This is a genomic window from Tissierella carlieri (assembly GCF_018917285.1).
Classification (GTDB): Bacteria; Bacillota; Clostridia; order Tissierellales; family Tissierellaceae; genus Tissierella; species Tissierella carlieri.
Genome location: NZ_JAHLOH010000016.1, coordinates 208,703 through 219,085 on the forward strand (window position 1 = coordinate 208,703; position 10,383 = coordinate 219,085).

14 protein-coding genes are annotated in these 10,383 nt (G+C 27.8%); 7 read left to right on the plus strand and 7 right to left on the minus strand.

Annotated elements, in window-relative coordinates; all coding sequences use genetic code 11:
• Positions 1–112: 112 nt before the first annotated feature.
• Both KQI38_RS03605 and KQI38_RS03610 read right to left on the minus strand, forming a co-directional pair.
• The gene (locus KQI38_RS03605) at positions 113–1,429 is read right to left on the minus strand and encodes a pyridoxal phosphate-dependent aminotransferase (RefSeq protein ID WP_216555886.1); all 1,317 of its coding nucleotides are present in this window, start codon (positions 1,427–1,429) and stop codon (positions 113–115) included.
• 279 nt (positions 1,430–1,708) lie between these two features.
• Positions 1,709–1,846, minus strand: coding sequence for a hypothetical protein (locus tag KQI38_RS03610; protein WP_158220210.1), 138 nt, complete (start codon positions 1,844–1,846; stop codon positions 1,709–1,711).
• 672 nt (positions 1,847–2,518) lie between these two features.
• Between KQI38_RS03610 and KQI38_RS03615 the strand changes: the two genes are divergently transcribed.
• The gene (locus KQI38_RS03615) at positions 2,519–2,755 is read left to right on the plus strand and encodes a helix-turn-helix transcriptional regulator (RefSeq protein WP_216555889.1); all 237 of its coding nucleotides are present in this window, start codon (positions 2,519–2,521) and stop codon (positions 2,753–2,755) included.
• Positions 2,756–3,205: a peptide deformylase gene (def, locus tag KQI38_RS03620; RefSeq protein WP_216555892.1), complete on the plus strand. Its 450-nt coding sequence runs from the start codon at positions 2,756–2,758 to the stop codon at positions 3,203–3,205. It abuts the gene before it with no gap.
• A 1,061-nt stretch (positions 3,206–4,266) separates the two neighbouring features.
• Here def and KQI38_RS03625 read toward each other — a convergent pair.
• The 3 genes from KQI38_RS03625 to KQI38_RS03635 all read right to left on the minus strand — a co-directional run bounded on the left by KQI38_RS03625 (position 4,267) and on the right by KQI38_RS03635 (position 5,909).
• Positions 4,267–4,434: an aspartyl-phosphate phosphatase Spo0E family protein gene (locus tag KQI38_RS03625; protein ID WP_216555895.1), complete on the minus strand. Its 168-nt coding sequence runs from the start codon at positions 4,432–4,434 to the stop codon at positions 4,267–4,269.
• Between the two features lie 483 nt (positions 4,435–4,917).
• Positions 4,918–5,304, minus strand: a complete 387-nt coding sequence (locus KQI38_RS03630) for a DUF2513 domain-containing protein (RefSeq protein WP_216555898.1) — start codon at positions 5,302–5,304, stop codon at positions 4,918–4,920.
• Between the two features lie 464 nt (positions 5,305–5,768).
• Entirely contained in the window at positions 5,769–5,909 is a 141-nt protein-coding gene (locus tag KQI38_RS03635) for a hypothetical protein (protein ID WP_216555900.1), read from the minus strand.
• A gap of 534 nt (positions 5,910–6,443) precedes the next feature.
• On the opposite strand from KQI38_RS03635, the gene KQI38_RS03640 reads away from it, so the two are divergent.
• The gene (locus KQI38_RS03640; protein ID WP_216555903.1) at positions 6,444–6,593 is read left to right on the plus strand and encodes a hypothetical protein; all 150 of its coding nucleotides are present in this window, start codon (positions 6,444–6,446) and stop codon (positions 6,591–6,593) included.
• A 176-nt stretch (positions 6,594–6,769) separates the two neighbouring features.
• On the opposite strand, the gene KQI38_RS03645 is transcribed toward KQI38_RS03640, so the two are convergent.
• On the minus strand, positions 6,770–6,979 hold the full coding sequence (locus tag KQI38_RS03645; RefSeq protein ID WP_216555905.1) for a hypothetical protein: 210 nt from the start codon (positions 6,977–6,979) through the stop codon (positions 6,770–6,772).
• Positions 6,980–7,350: 371 nt separating this feature from the next.
• Between KQI38_RS03645 and KQI38_RS03650 the strand changes: the two genes are divergently transcribed.
• From KQI38_RS03650 to KQI38_RS03660, 3 genes are all read left to right on the plus strand, one after another.
• On the plus strand, positions 7,351–7,770 hold the full coding sequence (locus KQI38_RS03650; RefSeq protein ID WP_216555908.1) for a putative ABC transporter permease: 420 nt from the start codon (positions 7,351–7,353) through the stop codon (positions 7,768–7,770).
• A gap of 323 nt (positions 7,771–8,093) precedes the next feature.
• On the plus strand, positions 8,094–8,834 hold the full coding sequence (ymfI, locus tag KQI38_RS03655) for an elongation factor P 5-aminopentanone reductase (protein ID WP_216555910.1): 741 nt from the start codon (positions 8,094–8,096) through the stop codon (positions 8,832–8,834).
• Between the two features lie 129 nt (positions 8,835–8,963).
• Positions 8,964–9,215 (plus strand): hypothetical protein, encoded by a 252-nt coding sequence (locus tag KQI38_RS03660; RefSeq protein WP_216555913.1) that lies wholly within the window; start codon positions 8,964–8,966, stop codon positions 9,213–9,215.
• Positions 9,216–9,468: 253 nt separating this feature from the next.
• Here KQI38_RS03660 and KQI38_RS03665 read toward each other — a convergent pair whose 3' ends face one another.
• On the minus strand, positions 9,469–9,609 hold the full coding sequence (locus KQI38_RS03665; protein ID WP_216555916.1) for a hypothetical protein: 141 nt from the start codon (positions 9,607–9,609) through the stop codon (positions 9,469–9,471).
• Between the two features lie 251 nt (positions 9,610–9,860).
• Here KQI38_RS03665 and KQI38_RS03670 point away from each other — a divergent pair, with 251 nt between their 5' ends.
• Positions 9,861–10,217, plus strand: a complete 357-nt coding sequence (locus KQI38_RS03670; protein WP_216555919.1) for a hypothetical protein — start codon at positions 9,861–9,863, stop codon at positions 10,215–10,217.
• Positions 10,218–10,383: the final 166 nt, after the last annotated feature.

Here is a 10,383-nt window from a genome sequence, read left to right on the forward strand (position 1 = left end):
AAAGAAAAAGTTAACTGAAATCAAAGTTCTATCAAAGCAAAGGATCTAAATGAAGATAAATATTTATGCATAATAAAAGTCTGCTAATTTTAGCAGACTTTTCTATTTTGTACTATCTTTGTGCCTCATATTGTCTTAAAAGTTTAACGAAAAGTTCAGGAATTTTATCCATGTTTTCAGGTGACTCAACAAAGGAAATTCTAAATTGAGTTTTTCCTGGATTATCGTCATCATTCTCAACATCATAGAAACCTTTCATTGGTGCTACGAGAAGAGTTGTTTCGACTCCATTCATTTCAACGGAGCCTTGTCCTGCACAATATAGAACGAACTCAATTGAATCAAATCCTGGCTTTACAACGTTTCTTACATCGATTACTGAATAAATTGATGCATCTGGACTTGAAACAATAAGACCTGGTTCCTGTTCTTTAAGGCCATTGTAAACTTTTACTATTTGGTCTTTATAATAGTCTCTTTGTTGTTTACACCATCCAAGGATACTTTCTTTACTTTCATGTGCTAATGCTCCGAAAATATATTGGCCAATTACATTAGCACAAAGATTAGCTGTATATTCTGCAACAGAACGATTGTTAAATTCTGGATTATCCGTAATTACTGCACCTATTCTTAAACCGCATGCATTCCATACTTTTGATGCTGTTTCAATACTAATTCTTCTTCCTTCAATTCCTGGAACATCTGCATCCGTTAGTCCCCAAATACTTACAAGTTTTTCCTCTTCATTATAATATAATTCACGATAAGCTTCATCACTTACCATCCACATATTATACTTAACACATAGTTTAGCAAGATCTTTTAAAATGTCATATGTGTAATATTGTCCTGTTGGATTATCATAAGGAATCACTAAAAGTGCTCCAGGATTATTTGCTTTTATCATTTCTTCAACTTCGTTCATATTTGGTAAATTGAATTTTCCATCTTCACCCATATGACGTTTTATAGTTGCAGTTTTACGGCCGATTCTCTCTGCAAATGAAATATAGTTTGTATAAGCAGGATCAATCATCATAAGAGGTCTTTCATCAGTTCCAGCTGGTCCACAAACCCCTAGAAGTAATAATTCCATACCTGATGAACCACCATCTGTTATTTGAACATAAAGATTGCTTGTGTCAAATCCTTCACTCTTTAAGATATTCTTAAAAGCATTTTGTGCTTCAACAGTACCCGCTGTTCCTGAATATCTAATAACTCCATTTGCAAATGGACTTTCAGGTGAATTAAGCTCAAACATTCTTTTTTGCATAGCCGGATTTGTCGGTAAAGATACGTTTCCTATTCCAACGTTTATTACTGCTTCAGGTTTTACTTGACGCTCGTCATATTTCATTTGAGCCAAACGAACATCTGATGGTTTTCTTGATTCAAAATGTGCTGATAATATTGGTTTATTCATTATACTTTCCCCCTCTTATAGATTTATATAAAATTCTGCTAATAAATTTAATTAGTGCACTTACATATATTATACACTAATTAAAATTTATTTCATCTTATTCTTAATTTTTTATTTAAATTATTTACTCTTGTTCATCTATAGTCTTATACTAGATAATACATTCAATATAAATAAAAGTATTTGTTTAGGAATAATAAAGGATAGCTAAAATAATTAGGCAGAAAGAAAATTTAAAAAGAAAAATCGGGGACAAGAAGCCCCGATTAGTGAGATGGCTTAGCATCTTCCTCTACCAAAAAAGCCACCAAAGAAATCATTATCGCAGAAGCAGAAAATGATTATTAATATTATAAAGAAGAATAGTAGAAAATTATTATTATCGCACTCTCTTCTGCAGCCTAGTGATTCACCCATAAAAACACCTCCTATTTAAGTGAGAGTAATGACCTCATAATAGCATATGAGTAATAGATGTAAAGTGTTAATTATTATTCTCAAGTATATGGCTAAGACTTTTAGATAGAAGGTTTGAAATTATTTTAATGATTTTATGAAAAACATTAAAAATAAAATGTATAATATTTTGGATTCTTCACATAATAATCATGTAAGGTTCGTAAATAGAATTCGACTTTCAGTTTTCACTGTAAGAAAAATATGTTCTCCTTTCATAAGGTCCGTAATGGATTTTTATGAATATAGACATATTGCTCGAATCCATTACGGACCTTACTTTTTATTTTGTTGTTATATAGTTATAATCTGTATATTCTATAAATCAAGAATAAAAGATAGAGACATTCAAGGAAATCTAGAAAATTGTCTTCATATTCTTTTTTACCTAATAAGTCAAACATAAAAGTACATCCCTTTTAAATCCTAGTTGGGAAAACAAAGGATGCAATAATCAATAGTTAGAAAATATTAATTGTTATTTTCTAGAAATGATATGGTAAAAATGAAGAGCCAGAGTTTGAATCTTGAAAATCTAAAGTATTCATTATATGTTATGTAAGGTTAACTTGACATAAAAATATAATAATAATATACTAGTAATGTAAGGTTAACATTACAGGAGGATAATTAATGAAGAATAGATTAAAAGAGTTTCGTGAAATTTTTAAATTAACTCAAGAACAATTAGGAGAACTCGTAGGTGTATCAAGACAAGCAATTAACTCTATAGAAACAGAAAAATTTGAACCGTCTATATGGTTAGCTTATGATATTTCTAAAGTATTTAATTGCTCTATAGAGGATATTTTTCTTTTTGAAGATAGTGAAAGAAAATCAAGATCACAACAAAGCAGAGGTGTAATTTAAATGGCATTAAGGCAGATTAGATTTTTTGGTGATGAAATATTGAGAAAGAAGAGTAAGGTAGTTGAAGTAGTAGATGATAGAATAAGACAAATACTAAATGATATGGCAGATACGCTGTATAGTATAGAAAATGGTGGAGGGTTAGCTGCACCACAAGTCGGGATATTAAAGCGGTTAGTTGTAATAGATATGGGACAAGGACTTATAAAATTAGTCAATCCAAAGATAATTGATCAAGAGGGAACTCAAGAAGTCATAGAAGGATGTTTGAGTATCCCAGATAGATTAGGAAAATTAGTAAGACCTGCAAAAGTAATAGTACAAGCACTAGATGAAAATGGTGATGAAATTGTATTGACTGGTACAGGAGATTTAGCGAAATGCTTTTGTCATGAAATAGATCATTTGGAAGGTATTCTTTTCACAGATCTAGTAACTGAGTATCTATAGTAATACTATTAATATTACTATATCGCGAATATTTTATTTCAATACCACATTATTTAAAGATAAATATTGTGGTATTTTTACGTTATGCTTTAAATAATTAAATTTTAATATTTATGCAGCATAAATATTAAAATTTAAAAACTGAATAATGCGGTATAGAGTGACAATATTCACCGTATACGGAAATTATCTATTATAAAAATAAAAAAATCCAGCAGTTGATGATAGACTATGCTGGTTTAGATTTATTAACAAGTATTAAAATTCTAATGATCTCTATAGAAAATAGTCATATAGAGCATATAGCAGAAGAAAATTTTATAAAGTATACCTTGAATTATTAATTTACTTAATAGGATAAGATAATGAACAAATTTTATAAAGATAAGAAATATAAAAAGAATCGGGTACAAGCCCCGACTCAATTATTTTAATTTAGAAGAAATCACAGTTACAGAAAATAATTACTAGAATTAGAAAGAAGAATAATAAAGAGTCGTCCATACCACATTCTCTCTCGCATCCTCTTCTGCCGAATAAGCCACCCATAAAGACACCTCCTATTAAGTTGAGATTTATTATCCTTACAATAGGATATGAATGATAGTGGTAAAGTGTTAATATTATTTATTAGAGATATTGAATTATTGTAATAACTACATATAATTATTCTATTGCACCGAGGCGGATTATCTTATTGGTTATTAAATAATATTGTGGAAAATTTTATTGATGATTATTATATTATTACACCAATTATTGATGGTCATGGGGATGACGGGAAGAATACCTTTATAAGTATTGAAGATTCATCATCAATACATTGATGATGAATGTAATGGACAAGTATTCGCAATCGTCAGTTTTTCATTTATTTTGCTATCATCTTAATAGATATACTCATAAATGATAACAAAATAAATTCTAAAATATATAATTTATAAATGACTAACTAATGATATTTCAAATAGAAACAGAGAGGTATCGAGATGATATTTTTTTCATGTAAATCTATAAAAAATTAAAATAAGTGCAACAGGTTAAATATATTTAATTAATAACTATTTTAAATCATGATACTGAGACAAGAGTTTGTCTAGCAACTGACTTAATTTGATTACCTCTGAATCAAGAAGGTCGTATTTCTTCTCCAATATTAAATTGTGAAGCTTAATTCTAGTGTCTTCAATTTCCTTAACAAGCTTTTCAATAGTAGCTTTATCATGCAAGTTGCATACCCCTTTTCCATAGCTGATTTATTTAACCTGTTACACTGATACAAGTTTACAAAAAAATATAAAGTAAGTGGTGATATGATTAAGAAAAAAGATGGAAGATTTAGTAAAAATGAATCAGAGCATAAGGAAAAATTAATAGTTATATAAGGATGGATAGGAAGTACACTTATAGATGAAATAATAGATAAGAATATTGGATTAATATTAGTATATTGCGAAGTATTTGGAAACTTTGGAGGCTCCATGGTGGCTAAAGAAAGAGTTATTAGGAAAGATATAAAAGCATAACTTATGAAATACAATGAAATGGAATGGTTTCTAATTGATGATAGATTTTCATTAAAGATAGGCGGTGCGATAAGGAAATACTAAACATTTTAGAGTATTTCTTTACCGCACTAGGAGGAAATGAATGGATAAAATTAAAAAGACAACTTCTTTGAAAATACTTTTATTAGTATAAAAGATGCCAAATTACTTTAAACCAAGTTGAGTTTCTATAACTGATGAGATTATCTGAGTAGCAACGTTATTAACTATTCCAATGGAAACTGATGAAAAATTAGATAAAATACTTTTGGTATTTTCCCATACCTTGTTATCACGTACGTTATCAAGGAATTGGTGTCCCTCCCATGTAATAGATTTAATATTGATCTGAGGTATCCCTTTACCTCCTATGGCGATTCTTTTATCCGCAGAAATATATCCTGCTTCATATAATTTATCAGCAGAATACAATATTTCTTGTTGAGAATAATTATTGATTTGGATGGAATCAACATCAATATAGAAGCCGTATTGTAATTTACCTTCAATAAATAGAAGTAAATCTCTAATGCAGTCATAATTAAGTTTCAAATTCATCACCTCCTTATAGGTAAATTTTACCATAGTGTGAAGATTAGGACAATTAAGAATATGAAATCAGAGACGATTTATATGAGTGAAGAACTTTTTTAGATAAGTATGAAGCATTCCTAAAACATAACATCCCGTAGAATTTATAGAAGGAAATACATAGACAAGTATAGTATATGTAATTTATGATATTAGATAAGATTAATATAAAAGTAAAAGAAGACCATTTAAAATATATGAGATATCAAGATAATTGAGAAAAACATTAATATTTGCTAAGGTAGGATAAGATAGAGAAGTATTCTAGATATAATACTAATCACCATATATAAGACTCAGTAGTTAGTAAATTTAATGGTAGAAAATAAAGTATTAATAGATAAATAATTGTAATATTTTTGTAATATATTGATATAATAGAAAGTAAGAAGATTTATAGGGGAGGTGCCAGCTCCCCTATGAAGCTAAACATCTTTTTGTGCAGAGAACTCTTCATTTGTAGTTGAGTTCTTTGTATTTTTTTTAGTAGAATTAAGAGTGATTATGCTGATTATTAAATTAAGTAGAGCTGTTAAAATTGTTAAAAGTTTCTCCCAAAATAGCATTTACATCACCTCCTATATATAAACTCAAATGAGTTAAATATTTCATAGAGATGAGATTAAACTGGGTAGGGATATAAGAAATAAATAGCCAATATATGTCTCAATATTATTCTATGAGCTTGTTTACATAAATATTCTTATTTTATTAAGAAAGTTGATATATAGTAAAATTACTAAATTGTATTATAATAACAAATAGAAATACATGAAAAGTAATTGATAATATTTAAGAAAATATTATTATTTTAAATAAATTAAAATATCAAAGAGACCCTATAAAAGGTCTCTTTATATATGGGGGTGTTTTTGCTTATAAACAGATAAACTGTTGATAAGGCATGTTTTAGTGCCTAATAATATTATATTAGCTTAATTAAATTAGGTGATATAAAGATGAAGAAAAATATAATAGTCAATATTAAAGTAGATTTTAAAGTAGCATTTATTTTTATATTTTAAATTCTTCAAAAAGAAGGATTTCTTCAATCACATATAGAATTATATAAGTAAATCTTATACAAAGGGTGATAAATAATGGTAGAGGACCTGTTATTTATAACTAAAAATTTATTAGCTCAATCAGAGTCTTCAAAGTTTTCACAAGCTGAAAGAGAATATATAATTAGAGTAGTCAGAAAAGCAGTATTTATATTACTTATTGAGTTCAGCAAGAGTAATAGCTAGGATTAGATATCCTAGTCTTTTTTTGCGGCCTATGACTGATTTGCATAAATGTACTTATAAAAATAAAAAGGAAAATCAAGTTTTATATAGAATACAAATAATAAGAAGTTAAAACAGGCGAATTTATGTCAGTATGACAGAACTTCAGGTAAGACTTAATTCTATCGTTTTTTACATTATTTGAACATATTACTAAAAGGTATATATACCGTGATATATAGAAATATCAAAAAACTTATTCCTATTATTAAATATTTAATAAGATTTTTATTCTGTTCATTTTTTTTCTTTTCCCCATCAAGTTTCTTTCTTCTTTCAATTTCATCCAACCTAGCTTTTTCTCTAATAGTTTCCTCTTGGTAAATAGGATCATTTTTAATATCCATACTATCACTCCTAACATTTTATTAAAATATATTCTTCTTAAAGGTGGATTATCCGAAAAAGAAAGTTTTTATAGAATTGTTCCTATCTTAATAAAGTTAAAACTAAAACTACGTTGAAATTTTTTCTTTTAGCCATGAGTTCGATGTTTTCAACATATGCCTTAATAACTTCACTAATATTTACAGCTATAGTATGTACAATGATTATTTTAGAAAAATTAAGAAGTATTATAATAAAATCTGATAATAAAAGCGATTAATTCTGCATCTTATAATCTTCTTTAATACCTTCAACTGAATATTTAAAGAGAAATCTTTTACACTATATAAGGTAAAAAGTATTATTCTAAATAGTATAAAGGATGAGGAAAATGAAGCAGTTAATTAAATATTCAATCCTATTCATAATTGGAGGAATATCCTATTTTTTTATTGAGATATTGTGGAGAGGATACTCTCATATGACAATGCTTATTCTAGGTGGATTATGTTTCGTATTAGTGGGTTTAATAGGTGAACATTGTTTCGCATTTAATAAGTCTTTATTGCTACAGCAAGTTATATCTTGTTTAATTATCACAGTATTAGAATTAGTATTTGGATTAATTTTAAATGTAGGGATGGGATTAGATATTTGGGATTATAGTAATTTAAAATTTAACTTTATGGGGCAGATATGTTTAAAATATAGTATGCTATGGTTTTTTCTTTCTTTACCAACTATAATCCTTTACGACTATATAAGGTATTGGATATTTGGAGAAGAAAAACCATATTATAAGTTTATCTAAGTTATAAAAAAACGAATAGCTTGTAAAATACCGTATTATTTACAAAAAAATTATACGGTATTTTATATTTTAAGCAATTAGAGGTATTTATGCTAAGTAATTATTGAAAATTAATATTTTAACTATGAACATCAAAAACTTAACATAGGTTATTAAAAAATAAAAATGTTTATTCTACAATCCGAATAAATTAATGATATATGTTATAATGTCTATATGAATAATCTGCAATAGTGGAACTTCATAAATTGAATCAAATATGTATTTATGTCACAAAAGCTAGTAGGTAATATATAATTAAATATAGAAGGAGACTTTAATATATGTCGCATTTAAAAACTGTTATCATAACTGGTGCTTCGAGAGGTATTGGACAATCAATGGCAGAATTATTTGCCAATAAAGGATATAATGTATTAATTAATTTTAACCACTCTGAAAAAAATGCTTTATATTTATATAATAAACTTAGGAATCAAGGATTATCTGTAAAGATATTTAAGGCAGATGTTTCTAAGAGGAATGAGGTAGAATTGATGGTGAAGTTTTGTGTTGAAGAATTTGGAGGACTTGACGTACTCATAAATAACGCAGGAATAAGTCAAGAAAAGATATTTACAGATATTACAAATGAAGATTTAGATGAGATTTTGAATGTTAATTTTAAAAGTGTATTTTACTGTTCTCAGAGTGCATTAAAATATATGCTTCCTAATAAGAAGGGAAAAATTATTAATATTTCTTCTATATGGGGAATTGTTGGAGCTTCTTGTGAAGTTCATTATTCTGCCTCAAAGGCCGCTATAATTGGGTTAACCAAAGCATTGGCTAAGGAACTGGGACCATCGAATATTCAAGTGAATTGTATTGCACCTGGAGTCATTCAAACAGATATGCTTTCTCCATATAATGAGGATGAATTATGTGTTCTTAAAGAAAATACACCATTAATGAGATTAGGAAATCCTAATGATATAGCCGGATGTGCACTTTATTTAGCGTCTTCATACTCCGATTTTGTAACTGGGCAGATAATTAGTCCAAATGGAGGTTTTGTAATTTGAACCTCAAAAACTGAATAACAGGGTATCAAAAAATCAAGATTCTATTACGGCAATATAGGAAATATGGTATAGTTTTCTTACTGAATACATGAAACTAAATAAAAAATATAATATAGAATTAAGAAATTTATGAAAGGATATGAAATAATGAAATATACTTTAGAAAAAATCCTATTTGGTATTGGTATTATATTGCTGATATGTTTTTTTGGAGGTTTAGCATATATACGTTATGATTATTATACTAATACAATTACTTCGTATGCTTCTACACCATTATCTGTTTATAATATAATTCATGGGATAATATTTTTGGTACCAAGTATTATATGCTTTATAGTATCGCTGGTGTTACGTTCAAAGTCAAAAAATAAATCTTAATTTATATGTGTCTGTTTTATATAAAATGTAATAATTACATAACAGAATATTTATTTTAATACCGTATCGTTCAGTGCACATAGGTAATTCACAATTGTAATACTTCGTTGAAAGTATAAAGAATATGATAGTTTTCAAAATTCTAAGCAGAAAAATCCAAATAAATAAGCAAATAATTGTAATATTTTTGTAATACATTGATATAATAGAAAGGAAGAAGATTTATAGGGGAGGTGCCAGCTCCCCTATGAAGCTAAACATCTTTTTGTGCAGAGAACTCTTCATTTGCTGTAGAGTTCTTTGTATTTTTTTTAGTAGAATGAAAATTACTTATACTGGTTATTAAATTAAGTAAAGCTGTTAAAGTTTTAAAGAGTTTCTCCCAAAATAGCATTTACATCACCTCCTATATATAAACTCAAATGAGTTAAATATTTCATAGAGATGAGATTAAATTAGATATGGATATGAAAAATAAATAATTAATGTATGTCTTAATATTATTTTATGAGATGGTTTACATAAATATTCTTGATATTAAATGATATGCCCATTCTTTCTATTTTATAGTAACACTTGTACAAACTCATAATATACTAATATTGGGAAAGAAATTCCTAATACAAAATAAGGAAGGCGAAAGCAATGGATTACGAACAAGTGGCTAGCGGAAAACCAATATGCAACGATCCAATTATGATAGGTGCAACATGCGTAGCCCAAATAGATGGAAGATTTTTCTTGCTTATAGAAATAGAAATAGACGTTATGGGTAATGAGAGAGAAGAAGTAATCATATTTGAGATAACAGCAGCACAAGCAGCAACACTAATAGCATCGGGAGTTATGCGTTGCCAAATAGTTACTACAATTCCTACAGGAAGAGAAGTAAATCTTATTTGCGTGTTTGTAGTAGGTCAAAATGCATTCTTGGTGTTTAATGTTGAAAATGCAGCTGACCGTCTAGTTCTAGTTAGAGTACCTTTGTGTACTATTATTTAATATAATAAATAATTACGCCTATAAAGCGATTAGACCAGGATTAATTTTTGCACTAGTCAAGTAAAAGTAGACACAATAAAAAAACTATTCAAAGCCTCGTTCGATACGATACTGAACTGGGCTTTGATAATTTAAAGCATATGCAGGTCTTATATTATTATAGTAA